Raw genomic sequence first — 20,490 nt, forward strand, 5'->3', positions numbered from 1 at the left:
GTGGCTCCATCAACTGACGATCTTGGTCATAGAAAGCGAATTCTAAAGTCGGTTTTATGGATAGGAGGTCTTGTCCTTCTGTTGATAATTAGTATTCCTATCACAGTCGGCTTGGGGCCGGTTACGATTGATCCAGGAACGGTAGCTAGAATTATCTCCTACCACATATTTGGAGGAGCAGAGGGTGGATGGAGTGCTTCTGAGGCTAGCATCATTTGGCAGGTACGAGCTCCTAGAGTTCTATTAGCAGCCATAGTAGGGGCGGCACTAGCTATATCAGGAGTAGCGTTACAAGCCTTAGTACGAAATGTATTAGCTGAGCCTTATTTGCTCGGTGTTAGTGCCGGTGCTTCTACCGGCGCTGCTCTTACCATATTATTTGGTATAGGAACCTCTCTTGGGACAAGTGCTCTTACGGGTAGTGCTTTTATTGGTGCACTTTGCGCCACCGCTGTGGTGTTTACTTTGGCTTCAAGTGGTGGAAAAATTACTTCAGTAAGACTGCTGCTTGCTGGGGTAGCCGTTGGATATGTGCTTCAAGCCGCAACTAGCTTTCTCATTTTTGCCTCAGACGCACCTGAAGGGGCGAGGGCTGTGCTGTTTTGGCTGCTAGGTTCGCTCACACGTGCCTCGTGGTCTTCTGTTGCTGTTGCTGCACCCCTTATATTGCTCTCATTTGTTATGCTTTGGCTGTGGTCACGAAGACTCGATGCACTGAATCTTGGAGATGACACGGCTCAGGCCCTGGGAAGCCCGCCTTCAAAAGTACGCTTACAGGCATTACTAGTCATTGCTTTGTGTGTAGGGGCGGCAGTAGCGGTCTCTGGTGGAATTGGTTTTGTTGGTTTAGTTGTCCCTCACGTAGCGCGCCTTTGTGTCGGTGGTGTCCATCGGCTGTTACTACCAGTTGCCGGGTTGTTAGGAGCCTCCTTTTTAGTTTGGGCAGATTTGGCGGCAAGGATGCTTTTTGCTCCACGTGAGCTTCCACTAGGCATTGTAACAGCAGTTATCGGAGCACCATTCTTATTTTTCTTGGTTCGTAAGCTAAGAGCGGAGTCCTAGTATTGAACAATAAATAGATTTTGTAAAACTTTCTTTCTTTTATTGAAGCAGTTACCCTATTGGGTGGAAAGGAGAACATATGATAAGTGCATCTAACATATCCTTTGCTTATGATGGTACACCGGTGCTTGCCGGAGTTAAGCTTGAAGCTAACTCAGGGAATATAGTAGGACTTATTGGACCAAATGGAAGTGGAAAGTCTACACTTTTACGTATTCTTTATTCTGCTCTTCCAGCTCTAGGAGGAGCGGTCATGCTTGATGATGCATCGTTGAGTTCGTTATCAGCGCGAGAGCTATCTCTCCGAATAGCCGTCGTAGCACAAGAGGCTACCACTAGCCTGCCTATTTCCGTAGCTGAAATGGTTTTGCTTGGTCGTTCACCTCACCGCTCATCATTGCAGTCTTACTCCTCTGAAGATCATCAGATTGCAGCTCAAGCGTTAAGCAGGGTAGGAATGAGAGACTTGGCTGAGCGTAGCTTTGTTACTTTGTCTGGAGGGGAGAAGCAGCGAACCCTAATTGCTAGGGCTCTTGCTCAGCAGGCGGACCATTTGTTACTTGACGAGCCTACGAATCATTTGGATATTCACTATCAGCATGAGCTCCTCCAGCTCGTTCGAACCCTGGGTATTACCACAGTAGTCGTCCTCCATGATCTTAATCTGGCAGCGCGTTACTGTGATCAGCTCGTTTTGCTTAATCATGGGAAGGTAGTTTGTTCAGGGACAACAGCAGAGGTGTTAATACCAGAGGTTATTGAGCCTGTATACAGAATGAATGTTGAGACTCTTGACTATGGCGACTGTCTTCAGCTTTTGTTTCGTCCAAAGGTTCCGGCTATGGTTAAATAAATATAATAAGCTTACACAGCTACTTATAGGAAGCAGAAGGGTATCATACCCTCTGCTTTTTTGGTTCATACTAGGGAAATAGAGATAAGATCCATAGCACTAAAGATGTCAGCATTTTATGCATTTTATTAATATCTTATCCACAGCATTTCTATAGTAGCATCCTCAAAAGGAATGAACTGGCAGAGTTTTTATGTTTTTAAGAAGGAGTCGACGGGTATACATTCATGATATGTTTTTTTAAATTTCATGAAATGTGTTATTCAACGAAAGGAGTTTACAGGCTATGGTAAAACAAAAAAACAACGGCTTTGTGATGCGAAGCCTTGATACAATTGAACGGGTCGGGAATAAGCTTCCTCATCCAGTCACCTTATTTTTCATTTTTGCTGGGCTAGTTGTTGTGTTCTCTGCTATACTTTCTCTTTTGAATGTAACGGCAGAGGATCCGACTAATCCAGGAGAAATGTTAGCGGTCAAAAATCTCCTCAGCACAGAGGGAATTCAATATATGTTCACTAGTGCAGTCACTAACTTTACGGAGTTTGCACCACTAGGAACGGTTCTTGTGACAATGATTGGAATTGGGATTGCTGAGCGTTCAGGACTGATTAGCACGATGCTTAGGGGTCTGGTAACCTCTGTTCCTAAACAGCTTTTAACGGCAACGTTAGTATTTGCAGGTATCATGTCAAGTATGGCGGCAGACGCTGGATATGTGGTGCTGACACCGCTTGGAGCCGTATTATTTGCCGCTCTGGGTCGACATCCGCTGGCAGGACTTGCTGCTGCCTTTGCTGGAGTGTCAGCAGGGTATAGTGCAAACCTGCTCATCACCTCCCTAGATCCCTTACTCGCCTCCTTAACCCAGATGGCGGCTGCTACGTATGACCCGCAGTATGCTGAAGGTATTAATATAGCAATGAACTATTACTTTATGATCATCTCAGTATTTGTTTTAACGTTAGCGGGAACTTATGTAACAGAAAAAATGGTTGAACCACGCTTAGGAAAATACGAGGGTGGGATTCAAAGCTCAGAAGGAGAAGCCACAGCATTAAAAGTAGAGGAAAAAAGAGGCTTGGTCGGAGCGGGTATTGCTTTTGTTTTAACCTGTTCAGCATTGGCCCTATTAATTGTTCCTGAGTGGGGTCCTATGAGAGGACCAGAAGGGGAGATTATTGATTCCCCATTTTTCACTTCCTTAGTTCCGATTATTTTGATTGTGTTTCTCATTCCTGGACTGGTTTACGGTCTAATAACGAAGTCCATTAGAAATGATAAAGATGTTGCTAATCAGATGTCTGAAACGATGGCTACGATGGGAGCATATATCGTTTTAGCTTTTGCAGCGGGGCAATTTGTAGCCTACTTTGGTGAATCGAACATGGGAATTATTTTGGCTATTCAAGGGGCTAATTTCATTGAATCCACAGGATTTACGGGAATTCCTTTAATCCTGACTTTTATTTTTGTGGCAGGATTTATTAATCTTTTCATTGGAAGTGCTTCGGCTAAGTGGGCTATTATGGCACCTATTTTTGTGCCAATGATGATGCATTTAGGTTATTCGCCAGAGCTGACAACGGTTGCCTATCGTGTGGCTGATTCAACAACTAATGTCATATCACCACTGATGCCTTATTTTGCCATTGTGATTGCATTTGCACAGAAATACGATAAAAAAGTAGGAATTGGAACATTAATCAGTACCATGCTTCCATATTCCATCGTTTTCTCTATCGTGTGGATCATTATGCTAATTGCTTGGCTCCTGCTTGGTATTGATCTAGGACCAGGTTCGCCGATTCATTACCCAGCTAATTAACCCTTAGGGGAATCGATCCTGCTGAAGTAAGAACGATGTTTTTCTAAATATAGGGATACGCAGTATATATATTCACTTTTTTGTTGAGTTGAGTCATCCTTTTCAAACGGGATACAATAGGAGCTAATGACACAGGAATGGAGGAGAAGGATGAACAAGAAAGTAAGCTTAATCGGAGTCCCTATGGATTTAGGACAAGGACGTAGAGGGGTTGATATGGGACCCAGTGCGATCCGTTACGCTCATGTGATTGAACGCTTAGAAAAGCTGGACTACGACGTTATAGATTTAGGAGACCTTGGGATTCCTAATCCGCAAGATAGAGCTCGTAATGGTGAGAACCTAAAGTGCTTAGACGAAGTGGCTCAGGTTAATACGGAACTGGCAGAGCGTGTTCATACTATTGTTGAAGAGGGGCGTTTTCCTCTTGTTTTGGGAGGAGATCATAGTATTGCTATAGGTACGTTAGCGGGAGTGGCCAAGCACAAGAAAAACCTAGGTGTCATTTGGTATGATGCCCATGCGGATATTAATACAGGTGAGACTTCTCCATCAGGAAATATACACGGGATGTCTCTAGCGGTAGGCTTGGGGTATGGTCATGAGAGACTGACTCAAATTCTAGGCTATTCTCCAAAAATCAAGCCAGAGCATGTGGTTATAATTGGAGCAAGAGATCTAGACGAGGGAGAAAAGCAACTAATCAAAAAGCTAGGCATTAAGGTGTTTACGATGCATGAAATAGATCGACTAGGGATGACCTATGTCATGGAGGAAGCGATTAAGCATGTATCGAATGGGACGGACGGTGTTCATTTAAGCCTAGATTTAGACGGTCTAGATCCGCATGATGCACCGGGGGTAGGGACCCCTGTAAGAGGTGGGATTTCGTATAGGGAAAGCCATTTGGCGATGGAAATTTTAGCTGAGGCAGATATTCTCACTTCGGCAGAGTTTGTGGAGGTTAACCCTATCTTAGATCATGGGAATACGACGGCTAATGTGGCGGTCGCCCTCCTCGGCTCACTTTTTGGAGAAAAATTACTGTAAAGCTCAAGGACAGAGGAAAGGTAAGAGCCGATTTAGTTGGTCACAAATAGTGGAGTAACCTTTCTAACAGGTCGATCTGGGTAACGGGTTTCTATGTTATCTAGGTCGGCCTTTTTGCCAAAAATAGGCCTTATTAAATTTACATAGCACAGTCCTTAGGACCATTCACTTTCCCCATAAATATGATAAAATATATTGTAAAAAATAATTGAAACTTTGTTAAAGGTGATACGTAACAGTTTTTAAACCCCCTTGATAAAGGTGGAGGTACATGGATGGAGCAAATAGAATGGAAGTTGGTTAAACGCATACGAAAAGGCGATCGAGAAGCGTTTGCCGAGATCGTTGAACTATATAAACATAAGCTATATCAGCTAGGCTATAGAATGCTAGGCAATCCTTTGGAAGCAGAGGAAATTGCTCAAGAATCCTTTTTAAGAGTCTATTCGAATATAGGTCGATATGACCAAAATCATAAGTTCTCCACATGGATTTATAGGATTGCTACGAATCTATGTATAGATCGACTACGTAAAAGGAAGATAGTCTACTCCTTAGATCAAGAAGTGGTTGGAGCAGAGGGCTTGGATATGTACTCGCAGTTGGCTGATGAAAAGCAGAGGACACCTGAAGCTGAAGTGGTCACGCTAGAAATCCAAGAGCAGGTTCAAAAAGCAATCGATCAGCTACCTCCGCAATATAAATCGATTATGATTTTGCGTTATTTGCAGGATCTCAGTTTACAGGAAATTAGTGACATCGTCGATTTACCGGTAACCACGATTAAAACAAGAGTTCACCGAGGGAGAGAAGCTCTGAAGAAGCTTTTACAGCATGTATAAGAGATGTTTGATAGCTATAAGATATTGGTATAAGTAGGATACATCAAAAAACGAAAAAGGTATTTCCAACACGGAGAACTGGAAAGGAAGGGTAAGGATATGTCTTGCCAAGACGCAAAAAAGCTCATGCATGATTACCTAGATGAAGAGATTAGCTCTTCGGATCAGGCCACGCTAAAGCAACACCTGAAGGAATGTCCTGCTTGTAAGGAATATTTCAACCGGATGGAAAAGTCGTTGCTACTTATGAAAAGTCACTCTCACGTACTAGCGCCTGATGATTTTACCGATAAGATCATGCAGCAAATTCCAGTCGAGAAGCCTACAGGGAAGCTTTTACGTTTTGTAAAAGGTCATCCTTTTCTTGTGGCAGCAGCCGTTTTCCTTCTATTAATGGGAGGCAGCCTATCACAGATTTGGAAGGATGGACAGGGGCAATTTTCCGTTTCTGCCCCAGCGATGGAGCAGATTGTCGTGAATATGGATGAGCGCAGTGTCATCGTGCCTGAGGATGTTGTAGTAAATGGTAACCTAATTGTCAGGAATGGAAACGTGAACGTATTAGGTGAGGTTACGGGCGATGTGATTGTAGCTGACGGTCAATTATATATGGCTTCCACAGCAAATATTATTGGACAAAGTGAAGAGATTGATCAATTTTTTAAGTGGAGCTTTTACCATATTCAGCGTTGGTTTAAGGAAGCCGTGCTTTTTAATACATCGAATTAGTAGTGTGTAAAGGGTATTAGAGGGGCATGAAAGGCATATATAAGGGTTTACTTGGAAAAGAATAGAGGGTATGAAGGGATAAAAGCACGGGAACCTGCCTGTGCTTTTCTTTACGTACAAAGCATTGTACAATAGAGAAAGAAATGATGATTTTTCTTGTACTGGTAAAATATAAGTGAAGTATTTTTACAATCAATAGCTTTAGTAAGATAAGGGTAATGCTTATTAAGAAGAAAATAAGAACTGTGAGATAGTAGCCTCCGTAACCAAAATAGAGACACGTGACGAACTCTTATTTTTGTAGGGCGTGTGGCACAGAAACGAGGGATCAAGACATGAGCTGGTTAACTGAGCTGTCATTTATGGACTACATAATTGAAATTATAGATATTCTGCTAGTCAGCTATGTAATTTATAAATTATTTACACTAATACGTGGCACGAGAGCAGTTCAGCTTTTGAAGGGGATGCTCGTCATTGTGGCAGGCTGGCTATTAAGTATTACATTTGGTCTAAACACACTTTCCTTCCTCATGTCCCAAGCGATGACCTATGGGGTTTTGGCTGTGATGATTATTTTCCAGCCAGAGCTAAGGCGAGCTTTGGAGCAGCTTGGGAGAGGGAAGTTTTTCGCACGTAGCAACTATCAGGATGAAGAAAAGATGAGTGGGGTTATTGAGGAAACAGTCAAAGCTGTGCAGTATATGGCTAAGCGTAGAATAGGGGCATTGATTGTCTTTGAAAAAGAAACAGGTCTAGGAGACTATATTGAAACAGGAATTCCGATTGATGGAAAGCTAACCTCTGAGCTGATGATTAATATCTTTATTCCGAATACGCCCCTCCATGACGGAGCGGTGATTGTACGTAAAGAAAAGGTAGTGGCTGCTGCCTGTTATCTTCCGTTGTCTGAGAATCCCTTTATCAGCAAGGAGCTCGGAACACGTCACAGAGCCGCTTTAGGGCTAAGTGAACTGACCGATTCCATCTGTATCATTGTCTCAGAGGAAACGGGGAATATCTCGCTTTCCAAAAATGGAGAGGTACACAGGGAGCTCACTCAGGAAGAGCTGACAGAGAAGCTTGAGGTCAGCTTAGTGCAGCAAACCAAAGCCACTTCTTCCTTCTGGACAAGGGGGAAAAACAATGGATAAATTTCTGCAGAATAACACCGTTGCCAAAATTATAGCGATCCTACTTGCCTTGATGCTTTGGCTTATCGTTCGTATGGATGATCAGCCTTATACTCCAGTCAGACAGCAGACAGGAGAGCTGACTGTAGATAATGTCATCGTTGAAGCGATTTATGATGAGGAGCTGTATTCTGTCGCTGATATTCAGGATCGGGTGCAAATCTTACTTACCGGACGAAGAGCATTGCTTAATTTGAACCAGCTTCGAGCCGATCCCTACCGCTTATATGTGGACTTAACTAACCTAGAAGCGGGGACACATCGCGTTCCGGTGCAGTATGAGGGGTTTCCGTCGGAGCTTGAGGTAGACGTTATTCCTAGCCATATCCAGGTGGTATTAGAGGAGAAGGAGCTAGGAGCGTTTAACGTGCAGATCGAGACGACAGGTGCTCCTCGTGAAGGATTTGAATTAGGGAATCCAGTTGTGAGTCCCGATGAGGTTCATGTCATAGCCCCGTCCTCAGTCATTGACGAGGTTGCTCTCGTCAGAGGCTTTGTGAATGTTAATGGAGCCGATGAAGAGATCACCGAAACAGTAGAGCTCAGGGTATATGACCAGCTAGGGAATGAAATTGATGCTGAGGTTAGTCCAGCGTCTGTAGAGGTATATATTCCAATAAGAAGCCCTAGTAAGCAGGTACCGATTCGGGTCAATCCGACAAGTGATTTGCCAGATGGCTTTGAACTAAACGCTATAACAACAGATATAAATACCGTTGAAGTGTTTGCACCACTAGAGGACCTGGAGGAGCTGCAGGAGATCGTTCTGCCACTAGATCTGTCGGAAATCACCTCCTCTGGAACGATTGAATATCGTATTCCAGTGGATGGAGATTGGATTGCAGTCGATCCAGGCGTGGTCAATATTACAATCGAGGTTGAACCCATAGAATCTCGAACCTTTAACCAGCTTCCTATCCAGGTTAACGGCTTAACGGATGACCTTGAATTAGAATTTATAGATCCTCAAAGCGGAAGATATGATATCCGTGTTCTGGGCCTGCAGGATGAGCTTGGGGCCCTGCAGAACGCGGATATTGCTATAAGTATTAATGTAGAAGGCCTTGGGCCAGGCAATCATAGAGTATCCCTTACTATTCAAGTACCAGACGGCTTTGAAGTAGCCGAAACAAATCAGCTTCGCATTAGGATAACCGAACGGGATGAAGGGGAAGAAGCCATTGGGGACGAGATTGAAGATGGAGAGGAAGAAGAAGAGGATAATGAAGAAGGAGGATCATAAGAATGGGTAAGTATTTTGGTACAGATGGGGTACGTGGTGTCGCAAATTTAGAATTGACCCCTGAGCTGGCTTTTAAGCTAGGACGCTGTGGAGGGCATGTGCTCACACAAGGGCAGAGCCAACCTAAGGTTGTCGTGGGGAGAGATACAAGAATATCTGGTGAGATGCTTGAAGGTGCTCTTATTACAGGGCTTCTTTCTGTGGGAATTGAAGTGATGCGTCTAGGCGTCATTTCTACACCAGGTGTTGCCTATATTACAAAAGCGCTAGGTGCACAGGCCGGAGTTATGATTTCCGCTTCACATAATCCTGTAGAGGATAATGGCATTAAGTTTTTTGGACCAGATGGCTTTAAGCTATTGGATGAGCAGGAGGAGGAAATTGAACGCCTTCTAGATGCCGAAAAGGATGAGCTTCCACGTCCAGTTGGCGGGGAAGTAGGGATTGTCAGTGATTACCTAGAAGGAGGACAGAGGTATTTGTCTTACCTGAGGTCTACGGTATCAGAGGAGTTTGATGGACTTCATGTAGTATTAGATTGTGCTCATGGTGCGGCTTCATCCTTAGCTCCTCAGCTTTTTGGAGCACTTGGCGCTCAAATCTCTACCATAGGTACAAATCCGAATGGGCTGAATATCAATGACGGGGTAGGCTCGACACACGTAGAAAAGCTACAACAAGCGGTTCTTGATAAAAAGGCGAACATTGGACTGGCCTTCGACGGGGATGCGGATAGACTGATCGCTGTGGATGAAAAAGGGAACGTTGTGGACGGCGACCAAATCATGTACGTATGCGCGGCAGCTATGAAGGATAAGGGAGCACTTAAAAATAATACCGTTGTGGCTACCGTTATGAGTAATTTAGGCTTCTATAAGGCGATTGAAGCGAAGGATATTCAGGCCGTAACGACAAAGGTTGGGGACCGTTATGTCATGGAGGAGATGAGAAAGGCTGGCTATACCCTCGGAGGTGAGCAGTCGGGGCACATCATATTCCTCGATTATATAACTACAGGCGATGGCATGCTTTCAGGGATACAGCTAGTGAACATCATGCAGGAAAAAGGCAAATCCCTATCCGAGCTCGTTAAGGATTTAGTGATCTATCCTCAAAAAATGGTCAACATTCGTGTGACCGATAAGCATAGAGTGACGGAGAATGCGGCCGTAGATGAAGTCATTAAGCAGGTAGAAGCGGAAATGAACGGCAAGGGACGAGTGCTAGTTCGCCCATCTGGAACGGAGCCTCTTGTACGGGTGATGGCTGAGGCAGAGGATGCGAACCGTATCGACGAGTGGGTGGATCGCATTGCTCAGGTGGTTCAGACTGAAATGGGATTAGATGTATAGGTGTTTTGCTAAATGATGGTTGGTCATTCAGGTCATTGTTCCTCTTAGTTGAGGGCAATGACCTTTTTAGTTATGTCTATATTTCAATTTTTTTGGTCCTGTTGTAGCCAGATTTGCTGCAGGTGAACCAGAGAGCATACCCTCATGATATTTCCCATAATTCTGTCCCATAGATACGCGAAATGTTAATGCCATATTAAACTTTCTGATTTTATCTAAACATCTCCTTGTTAAGGTGCTAAAAGTCGATACTTATAATGCTTATAAAGATAAGAAGGCAGAGGGTTTTTCAAGGTTAAGAAGATAGCTTCGAAGGTACATAAATTTTATTTTATTGGATGGTGAGTGAGTATGGCTATTAATAATCCTCGTTCTCTTAGTATGGGTACAGGAGCTTATTTTGATATTGATGTGAAAGATTTAGCTATTGATGATCCTGATTTAGGTGATTTCACTGTTGAATGCTGGATGTATGTTCGAGGGGGTGAGTACTTTATGTCCTCTGGGGCACAGACTACTGATACAGGTATGTTTATGTCCTATAGAACAGCAAGTGGTAATTTGGTAGGTGTAAGAACAAGAACAGCCTATTACTCTCTGAATCCAACAGGCTCATTATTCAAGCCTAATGAATGGGCTCATTATGCTCTTACATGGAAGCAGGATACTCAGGAAGCAAAATTCTATGTTGATGGAGAAATGGTGGGGATTTTGGAGCGCACAGGGAATGGTGCAAATCAATCAACTAGACAGTATTTGCGTATAAACAGTGCTTCAAATAACAATACCGCCACAAGAGGAAATGCCATTTATGAGGATCTTCGTATCTGGGGGAGAGCGAGGACAGAGCAAGAAATAAAGAGCAATATGAATGTCCTCGTAGATCCTCAAAGCGAAGGTTTACAGAGACTTTTTAGATTCGACGATCTAGGTAAATACACTGTTTGTCATGTAACGGGAGAGAGCTTCACCTTTATTAACGATAGTCCCGCTTGGGTTAATGGAGAGGTTGACTTCAGAATAGAAGGGGATGTTCCAATCGAATATGATCGTCCCCCCTTTCTAAAAGCTCTAAATAACCCACATGCTCTGAGAGTTAACAATTCCACTATACTAATTAATACTTTTCAAAATATGTTTGGTGAAAATAACTATAGGGGTCACGCTACAATGATGCTGTGGGTTAAGCCATTATCCCTTTCAACACAGGATTCCTTTGTTTTCAGTGATGGAAACTTTAATGAGAGTTTCATTGCGCTTAGGTCAGATCGTGTTTGGGCTAGGTGGACACATAATACGGGAGCCATTACTCATTCAACAAATCTAACAATAGGAAAATGGTATCATCTATGTCTTACCCATCACCGTAACGGAAGCAACTTCACTTTAAAGCTTTATTTGGACGGGGTACTCTGTGGTGAAACTAATGTCAGTTCTAATGATGCTAACTATGGGGGGGACGGGAATCTAACGCTAGCCCACCAGCTTCATGCGGAGATAGATGACTTTAGAGTGTGGAGAAGGGTTCTATCTCAAGAAGAGATTATACAAAATAGTAGATTTCTTCTGTCTCTTGAGGATGAACAGGACATGGTGGGTCATTGGAAGATGGATGAAGGTCTAGGAGCTACGTTAGGGAATAGCTATGTAGATAGCCATCATGGTAGAACTGTAGGCGCTTTATGGATTGAAGGTGAGCTACATATGGCTTCGAAAATAGAAATGAAAGTAAAGGAGCCTAAGGATATTGCCGTGCTTAGAAACACAAATCCCTCGGTTTGTATTGATGTTAAGGCTTCAAGAGTGTCTACAGATATTCAAACCTATCCGTTGACTGCCTCCTATTGGCCTTATACAGGAAGTTTGTATAGGGGAAACTTCGATAAAAGTAATTGGGCAGAAATTATTAGAGTAAGTCTGAACAAGTATAGTGAAGATGTTATAGACCAAGAGGTATGTGTAAACTCTTACGCGCAAGTGATAGAAATCCTTGAATCAAATAGAATCGTTATTAGTGATGTTTTTGAAGGTTTATATGGCAAGTTTGCTGTTGGTGATAAGGTTATGATTCATGTCTCTGGTGGAGTGGACACAGAAATAGTTGGAAGGTACGAGTATTTTAGAATAACAGGGATCGAAGGAGATTTTCTAGCTCTAGATGGATCTGTAAATCAGCTTATTAACCAAAGTTCTCTAAAAGATAGGATTGTACAAGCTGTGAAAGTTCCTGAGTTTGTCAGGCTAACGGTAGAGGCTGCTGGGGGAAAGATTGTTGCTGAGCCATATAACGGCAGACGTGGTGGGATTGTAGCTATTGATGTCAAAAGAGAGTTCAATCTCAAGGGCATGATTGATGTAAGTGGACGCGGATATCGAGATGAGGATGCTTCCCTGTCTCCTAACAATGGTGAATGGGCTCACCGTTATAACAATGCTGAGAATGGTGGTGCAGGCGGAGGCAATCAGTTTAGAGGTGGGGACGGAGCACCGGATGACGGTAGTAGAGAGTCGTATGGAGGTGAATCTGTGGGTACCTCTCAAAGCCTAGCTGAAGATAAGAAAATGTATTTCGGTGGTGCTGGAGGAAAGGGAGGAGATTCCAGGTCTAACACAGGATTTTGGTGGGAGGCTCCAGGAGGCAACGGGGGTGGAATCGTTCACATTACAGCTAGAACACTTCACCTTGGTACAATATGTGCCAATGGCTTTGGGGGAGGGCAAACCTCGACAAGGACAACTACTGGCGGAGCAGGTGGTGGTGCAGGTGGAACAATACGCTTAGATTGCCATGGCATAGTTAACTTGACGAACTTCTGTCTCGGTGCTACAGGAGGAGGGGGCTCGGGAGGTATTTATGCTAGAGACTCGCGAGCATTAGGAAACGATGGAACTAACCAAGGGGCAGGTCAGGGTGGTACTGTAACTAATTCCGCCCGTCTTACTATTGGAGGTAACTATTTTAGTAGAGGTGGCTACCCCTTCCAATCTAATGGTGGGGGTGGAGGTGGAGCTTCTACTACGACTACCCAAGGACAAGTCGGTGAGGGTGGGTCTCCAATCCAAGCAGGAAAAGCCTTTAACTCAGGGCATGTTGGTGGAGGTGGTGGCGGAGCAGGAGGACATATTATTATTCAATCTAACACTGTTCCGCCGGCTATTTTGTATCCTCAGCCTGTTACCGCTCCTACTGAACTCGTTTTTGAGGAGTTAGGTAGAATACTCCTATATTTTGATGGATACTACCAAACCTACAATCAATCCCAAAAAAGCTGGGAAAAGCTATCCACTGAGCTACCTGACATCAATCAATTTGCTTTAAGAGGTATGGAAACTCTTTTTAATATTCCTATAAATAGTATTTCTGAGGATTTTGAAATACTGCTTTGGTCTCCCCGACAAGAGGAGATCTATGTTGAGGTGGTAGGTATAGTAGCTGCTCCGCATAAGCATTCAATTTCTGAAAAATATGGAATGGAATACTCGTATGTTTCAGAGTTTGTTAAAGGTGATGGAGAATTCTGTTTAACGGTTCCATATGACTTTTTTGCTGATACTGTTCCTAAACATTTTACTATTCGCGCAGAGAGTGAGTATGGAGATTTTGTGGAAGAGGGTGGCATTGTGATGACCTTAGTCAACACACCACCTAACGTGACGATAAACATGAATCAATATGATCTAGAGGTTACGATAAAAGACAGTGAAGAAGATCCTTTTACTTACCAGATTAAGCTTAATGGACAAGTCATAGTACCCTCACCGACTGATGGGGAGTGGGCTGAGACTGATACTGAAGTAATATTTACACGTAGATTTGACAGCTCCTTCTTTAACATAGGTGGAGAGAATGTCATTGAGGTGACAGCGACAGATTCGTGGGGAGATAGTGAAACGAAGACCTATCACTTTGAAGGGGTCTATTACGGCATTATGTTTGCCGATGAGGCAGGTAGCTTCTACTCAACAGAATTAGGTAGTGTCCTCAAAAGATTGATCATTGGACCGTTGAAGGCAGGTCAGATATCGGACATTTATAGAGTTAGACTTATTAATCAACAGCCTTTTAAAGTTAGAGATATAGGCTTGTCGCTGGGTTATGATGAGGAAATTCCTCATACGATTCTTAAGTTTAGTAAATCAGCTGAACCTTTTATGCCTCAGGATGAGCTTTTCTATGACGGGGTTCTTGATTATATGAATGAGGTAGATTTTTTTGTTCAATTTTTTAGCACAAGTGAAGCTAAGGGGAAGGGGCGTTTTAGTGTTGTAGCAATGGCGACACCTGTAAGAGAGGGCGAGGAGTGACACTTTTCGTTAGGAGGTTAGAGTATGATAAAAAATCCTTATATGCTAAGGTTTACAGGGAGTACGAGTATTAATCTAGGAAATCCTGCCCACCTAAGCTTGACTAGGAACATGACTATAGAGATGTGGATCAAAGTATCTAATCTAAGTGCTAGAAGAAATCCTTATGCCAAGGCATACGGCGGAGAAGGAACTATAACAATAGAAACTACTGGTATTGTGAATTTTTATTGGGGAACAAGCGGTGTGAACGGAAACCCATACCAAGGGTTTTCCATGAACAGCCCACTTCGAGCAGGTGTGTGGACCCATCTTGCTGTCGTTAGAGACGTTGATGAAGGCAGACTATTCTGGTACAGAGATGGAGAGCTAGTCAATCAAGCAAATACATTGTATGCACAAGCAGCTCCTTCCAATCTTAATGCAACTATAGGCTCAGGATATGTTAGCAATTTCCAAGGGGATATGGATGAATTTAGAATTTGGTCAGTTGCAAGAACGCATGAAGAGATTAAAGAGAATATGTATTATCAGCTTTTAGGGACAGAAAAAGGATTGGTTGGTTATTGGAATTTTGATGAAGGTCAAGGTACTGTGGCCATTGACTCCTCTCCTTTTAAGCATAATGGTCAAATAACTTCCCCAAGCTGGGTGAAGGGTGAGATCCCGATTAAGTCCCAAACAAGAATACATCTACATGAAAATCCTGTGATTGTTAACAGAGGTGAACCCTATGACTACAAATTTGATATTCACGATGGGTTGGGTCAACTTACTGTAACTCGAGATTTTCAGCAGAGTGGAGACACGTTTGCTGTAAGTATTAATAAGAATGAATGGTCTGATATACATGCGATTAGGCTGAATCAAGGAGAGTATGTATCAGAGACAGGCATGCTAGACTTACGTGGAGGGAATTTCGATAGGAGTACAGTCTATACGGCAGTGAATGGTGTCGTTGTTACATCATCTGATCCTACTTACGTCAACAGTACTTACTACTACTTAGCCTATCTATTCAATCGAAGCTATGGAACAACAGCTTCACAGTATTGGATGACCACTACTGGAAATAGTACCAGAACACTTACTTTCAATTTATCAACCGTCATGGATGAGTTTTATTTAACAAGATTGCGTATTTTTCCATATTCTCGTTCAGATACTTCTTCTAACTATCGTATCTCTGTTTCTGAGAATGGTGTCAATTGGACTAGTATAACGGGTTGGGTGATGAACCATCACACCCCCTCAAATGCTAACTATATACCCCCCGGAATATCTAGAGAGCATGATATCAACGTACCGTTTCAAGTTAGGTTTATTCGATTCGAGCTGACAAGGCAAGGAACATGGGGTGCAACTCTAAATGAGATAGAACTAATTGGAGGTCCTCCTGTTAAGTTCTTAGTTAGGGATAAAGAAGGGTATAAGGCATACACCAATGGCTTATGGGAGATTGTTTCACCTTCCCTGCCTCCAAGAGACTTTTTTAATGATTATGGCCTGTACCCAGTAGGCTCACTTACTGAAGGTAGTGAGGGAGAAAGACCCATTGATCTTCTTCCGAGCGAGTTCGAGATCGTGGGAAGAAGAATTTTTGATGGAGAGACCATACCTATTATTGAAATGGATGTAAGCCCTATACCAAAGCATAGGTATAAAGTAGAGCTGATACAGCCTTATGAGACCATCTTAAGAGATTGGACAGATTTTGTAGATGGTGCTCGGGCAAGCTACTCTATAGAGATTAGGGATAGTTTGTTTGGACAAGATGTTGAGCATGTAATAAAAATAACAGTTGAAAATGGATTGGGAGATACTGTAGAAAAGGAAGGGACTCTCTATTTATATAACAGTCCACCTGTAATTCAGATAGATATGAATGGCCTAGAGTTAAAAGCGTCCATATCTGATTTAGAGAATGATCCTTATAGGTATCGAGTACTTCTGAATGGTGAGCAGGTTTTGCCTTTAGGGGAAGGATCCTTTACTGATTTCCTTGAAGAGGAATCGATTATTTCTAGGCTATTCCTGAGCAATGAAGTTCTAATAGGAGAGCAGAACAAACTTGAGGTTATTGCCGAGGATTCATATGGCAGAGGCTCAGTTGAAGAGCTTCTCTTTGAAGCTGAGTATATGGGCTTGATGTTTGCCGATATTCATAATAATTTCTACTCGACGGATTTAGGAGAGCTCCTTACCTATTTAATAATGGAGCCTATGCTGGCAGGAACTACTTCACTCATATATCCCGTGAAATTGATAAATAAGTATCCCTTTGAAATTACAAATGTAGGGGTTTGGCAGGATGAGTTAGAACTGCGTGGTGTAATTATACAGCTTTGTGATGAAGAAGTACCTTTCATTGCGAGCGACTCACTAGAATATGGTGATAAAGTGCTTAATTACGACGATGAGATTGTATTTTATGTGCGTGTAGCTACAAGAGCCTCGACTACTCAAGGGGGGATATTTGAGGTTTGGGCAAAGGCAGATCCTGTGTAGGGTTTGTCTTTTTTTCTATCTAACACTTTCTAGTTATATTACGACCGCTAATACTTATAATATTTTTAGATTGAGTAGACAGGGGGCATTTACATGGCTAATGGAAATTTTGGGGGAGGGGACGGTACTCCTGAAAACCCTTATTTGATTGAGGATTTGTGGGATTTGAATGCTATACGTTCCAATGCGGCAATGCGTAGATCACATTACAAAATGGTTAGAGATATAGATTTCTCCAATTATCCTAATGTAGATAGTTGGTCACCTATAGATAATTTTGAAGGTGTTCTAGATGGTAATGGGCACTACATTTTCAACTTATATATTCAACACAGGGTGGGCGCGACCGCAACAAACCATCAAGTAGGCTTTTTGACGAATCTTTCAGGTGTCATTAAAGGTCTTACATTTGTTAAACCTATATTAGATTATACAAGAACGGGAGCTGGATCAGGACATTTCAGAATAGCTGTAATATCCTCTAGTTTAAATCCAACCTCTAGAATAGAGAGGTGTGCAGTAGAAGGGGGAGTTATCAACGCTGTTGCAAATACTTCATTATCTAATTCAGTACAAACTTCATCTAGGATAAGTCTCATAGCTGGAGGAACCTTAGGTGCTTCTAATTCAGATTATCCTGTGGTGTCTAACTGTTATGCTGCAGGATCTATAGTGTATCCTACAGGTGAGTATTTTGTCGGCGGGGTGATAGGAAGAACGACTTCCCGTTATATTGTGGAAAATTGTTATGCTAGAGTAAAGCTTATTTCTCTAGGTTCCAACTCGATCAATGCAGGTGCTTTGGTTGGTGATATATCAAGCACATCTAGAATTGTAAATTGTTTTTGGGATAGTAGTATAGAGAGTAGCGCAGGAAATCCAGGAAGTGGACCTGATCAAACAACAGGAACCCCTTTAACAACAGAACAAATGCAGGAATCCAAGCACTTTACCGCATGGGATTCAGCTTATCACGAGGATGATGAAGGTAACCTAATAAAGACATGGACAACCGTCAATGGGTATTTTCCTAAGCTATCACACCAAATACAAAATAGAATGCAACTAATTGATGTTCCAACTAACACAGAAATAACGTCCTTAGACTTTGGATATATAGTGGCAGGGTCTAGATCTTCAATAATGGAAATCACGTTAAGGAGTAGATACCTCGTAGCATTAAGGGTTATAGATATATCTTGGATAAGGAACGTAGGGATATCTGATAAAACCCGTCTTAAGCTCAGTCGTACTGAAGAGCCGTTTGAGGATTTAGATCGGCTAACCATCATTGATGAGTTAGATTACTTTGATGAAATGAAGCTGTATGCACAGGTAGATACAGATATTGGTTTAGAAACAGGAGGGGCGTTTCGAGTAAACGTAAACGTTATACCTAAATAGGTAAGGGGTAGGTGGTATAGGTGTCTGAAGAGAACAAAAGCTTAATATTGTGGACATCTAGATTCCAAGTTGAACATGGTTGCTCTAAAAAGAATCAAGAGGAGTGTAGTCCTTCGAATCAAAACCATTCTGCTAATTCCACTTATTTCGTTGAACCGGCAACTACAACTAAATATAATCTGCACCACAAACCTATAGTACCTAAGAACAAAACCTTTATCCAAAATAGTAAAGTTCCTAGAGAAAATGAGTTACATACCACTACCCCTTCAAACGAAGTTATCTATAATCGTATGGAGGGTGAGGTAGATGTTTATGGCGTAGGAGAGTCTATAATCAAGGGAACCATAGTTGTAAGGATACACAACGACATCCGCGGGAGAATTAAATTATCCCCTAGAAATCGAATGTTTGGTTTGCTGGACGTTCAGCCCATACCTCGTGTCGAGGAAATCCTAACTCCTACTAAAGACGCTTTCTTTAGAAGTGGAGTTATACGAATAAACTACGGTAAAGAACATGCGATGGCTGTAGGAGTACTAGTGGATAGCTCCTATACGGAAGATGGCTTTGAAGCTTTACGCTCCGTGCTTCAATTCGATCTCTCACACCTTCCAGATAATGTTGAAATAGAAAGAGCGGTTTTAAGGCTACACACTCTACATGCCACGGAAGAGCTTAGGGAAAAAATGTATGAGGTGTTCCTCAACCTACGTGATTGGTCAGAAACATCAGTAGCCTGGGTGAACCAACCAGATGTCAGTGAGGATTCTGTTACAGGCAAGTCCATAAAAGGTTCAGATACACTAGAGATTAACGTTCTAGAATTGGTGCAAAAGTGGACGGAAGAGAAAGAGCCAAACTTTGGCTTTGCCTTGAGATCATTGGAAGAAGAACTCCAAATGATAACGCAATCGTTTTTTACTAGAGAGTACCACATGCCCGATAAAAGGCCGCAGCTTGACTTAAGGTATTATGATCGAAATTTGATTGTCAGTTTGGGAAGAGTCCCTCTAAGAGGAAATATCGTAGTACGCCAACATGTAAACGGAGATCTTAGATCTAGAATTGAAATTAGAAGCTTTTTTGGTTCTAATGGGTTATCTTCCACTATAACTGTAGTAAATCCAAATTACAGAGTCGGTACAATTACGATATCACAGCGAAAAGTAAAAGGTGTTCTTTATACTAGACAACTTGATGATTTAGGGATCACAGGTACAATTACGATTCCTGGAAAAGATTTTGATGAGCAGGAAAGTACCATAGCAATTAATAGAAGACTTTTACACGGTATGATTAGGGTAGCTTACGAAACAGAGCTCAGTGCTCAACTTCAAGTTTCAAACAAGGCTTATTCTCAAATCCCATTTACGATCCAAGTTATGAGGAAGCATTTATTAGGTAGAGTTGAGGTTAGAGCGCAGAAATCATTGTATGCTGAGTTGAAGATCGCTAGGGAAGATACTTGGACGATGGCAGGAAAGCTGATTACAAAACACACAGCCCCGCCTCTTTCAGGAAGAATGACAGTGGTCCAAGCATCGTTTTTATTGTCTAATATCGTTACAAGCCGTCCTGATATGCTTTCTAGACTAAGAGTACGTGGTATATCCAATGCTGATCTCAAAGGAATTGTCGGTATCCTAGGTTCTGAGTATCAAACTTTTAACGGGAAAATCACTATAAAGAATAGGGTAGGACTTGATTCAGAAATCGTCATAAAGCATAGAAGAAAACTACTAGCCAAGCTTAAAGTTGAGCCAGTTAGCTACCTTCCTTCAATTATCAATGTTGTTTCTCCCTACTTACCTTCTAAAATAGCTATAGCGGGTTACGGTTCCGATGGTTTACATGCAAACATAGTTGTTAATGTGAGAATGATTAATGAGCTGACATCAACTATCTTGATTCAAAACCCAAGAAATCTACCCTGTGTGCTTGTAGTTAAGGGCTTGCCTACAGATAGTGGTGGATATGCTTTCATCATGTAAACGAAGAATAGTCTGTTTGATAAAACGGAGAGGCTTTTTTTCGTGTCTAACTTTTCAAATCATAAAATAGTATAAAAGTTAGTGCAATATAAAATTTTCAGATTATATGTTCTGGAAATGCTTCGGA

Annotated in this window: 13 protein-coding genes; all 13 read left to right on the forward strand. The window is 42.2% G+C overall.

Features of this window, described 5'->3' with window-relative positions; translation table 11 throughout:
- The 13 genes from J2S11_RS09855 to J2S11_RS09915 all read left to right on the forward strand — a co-directional run bounded on the left by J2S11_RS09855 (position 1) and on the right by J2S11_RS09915 (position 20,363).
- On the forward strand, positions 1-1,062 hold the full coding sequence (locus J2S11_RS09855) for a FecCD family ABC transporter permease (protein WP_307394089.1): 1,062 nt from the start codon (positions 1-3) through the stop codon (positions 1,060-1,062).
- Between the two features lie 79 nt (positions 1,063-1,141).
- On the forward strand, positions 1,142-1,915 hold the full coding sequence (locus J2S11_RS09860; RefSeq protein ID WP_307394091.1) for an ABC transporter ATP-binding protein: 774 nt from the start codon (positions 1,142-1,144) through the stop codon (positions 1,913-1,915).
- A 286-nt stretch (positions 1,916-2,201) separates the two neighbouring features.
- Positions 2,202-3,743, forward strand: coding sequence for an AbgT family transporter (locus tag J2S11_RS09865; RefSeq protein WP_307394093.1), 1,542 nt, complete (start codon positions 2,202-2,204; stop codon positions 3,741-3,743).
- 150 nt (positions 3,744-3,893) lie between these two features.
- Positions 3,894-4,793, forward strand: a complete 900-nt coding sequence (gene rocF, locus J2S11_RS09870) for an arginase (protein WP_307394095.1) — start codon at positions 3,894-3,896, stop codon at positions 4,791-4,793.
- Positions 4,794-5,068: 275 nt separating this feature from the next.
- On the forward strand, positions 5,069-5,635 hold the full coding sequence (sigW, locus tag J2S11_RS09875) for an RNA polymerase sigma factor SigW (RefSeq protein ID WP_307394097.1): 567 nt from the start codon (positions 5,069-5,071) through the stop codon (positions 5,633-5,635).
- Positions 5,636-5,734: 99 nt separating this feature from the next.
- Positions 5,735-6,364, forward strand: coding sequence for a zf-HC2 domain-containing protein (locus tag J2S11_RS09880; protein ID WP_307394098.1), 630 nt, complete (start codon positions 5,735-5,737; stop codon positions 6,362-6,364).
- A 335-nt stretch (positions 6,365-6,699) separates the two neighbouring features.
- Positions 6,700-7,518 (forward strand): diadenylate cyclase CdaA, encoded by an 819-nt coding sequence (gene cdaA, locus J2S11_RS09885; RefSeq protein WP_307394100.1) that lies wholly within the window; start codon positions 6,700-6,702, stop codon positions 7,516-7,518.
- A complete protein-coding gene (locus J2S11_RS09890; protein ID WP_307394102.1) occupies positions 7,511-8,800 on the forward strand; it encodes a CdaR family protein in 1,290 nt (429 codons plus the stop codon). Before cdaA ends, J2S11_RS09890 begins: the two co-directional genes overlap by 8 nt.
- A gap of 2 nt (positions 8,801-8,802) precedes the next feature.
- The gene (gene glmM / locus J2S11_RS09895; protein ID WP_307394103.1) at positions 8,803-10,152 is read left to right on the forward strand and encodes a phosphoglucosamine mutase; all 1,350 of its coding nucleotides are present in this window, start codon (positions 8,803-8,805) and stop codon (positions 10,150-10,152) included.
- 351 nt (positions 10,153-10,503) lie between these two features.
- Entirely contained in the window at positions 10,504-14,457 is a 3,954-nt protein-coding gene (locus tag J2S11_RS09900) for a LamG domain-containing protein (protein WP_307394105.1), read from the forward strand.
- A 24-nt stretch (positions 14,458-14,481) separates the two neighbouring features.
- Positions 14,482-16,965 (forward strand): LamG-like jellyroll fold domain-containing protein, encoded by a 2,484-nt coding sequence (locus tag J2S11_RS09905; RefSeq protein ID WP_307394106.1) that lies wholly within the window; start codon positions 14,482-14,484, stop codon positions 16,963-16,965.
- 93 nt (positions 16,966-17,058) lie between these two features.
- A complete protein-coding gene (locus tag J2S11_RS09910; RefSeq protein ID WP_307394107.1) occupies positions 17,059-18,369 on the forward strand; it encodes a hypothetical protein in 1,311 nt (436 codons plus the stop codon).
- A gap of 20 nt (positions 18,370-18,389) precedes the next feature.
- The gene (locus tag J2S11_RS09915) at positions 18,390-20,363 is read left to right on the forward strand and encodes a DNRLRE domain-containing protein (protein WP_307394108.1); all 1,974 of its coding nucleotides are present in this window, start codon (positions 18,390-18,392) and stop codon (positions 20,361-20,363) included.
- The last annotated feature ends 127 nt before the right edge of the window (positions 20,364-20,490 follow it).

Source organism: Bacillus horti (assembly GCF_030813115.1).
In the GTDB taxonomy this organism is placed as follows: domain Bacteria; phylum Bacillota; class Bacilli; order Caldalkalibacillales; family JCM-10596; genus Bacillus_CH; species Bacillus_CH horti.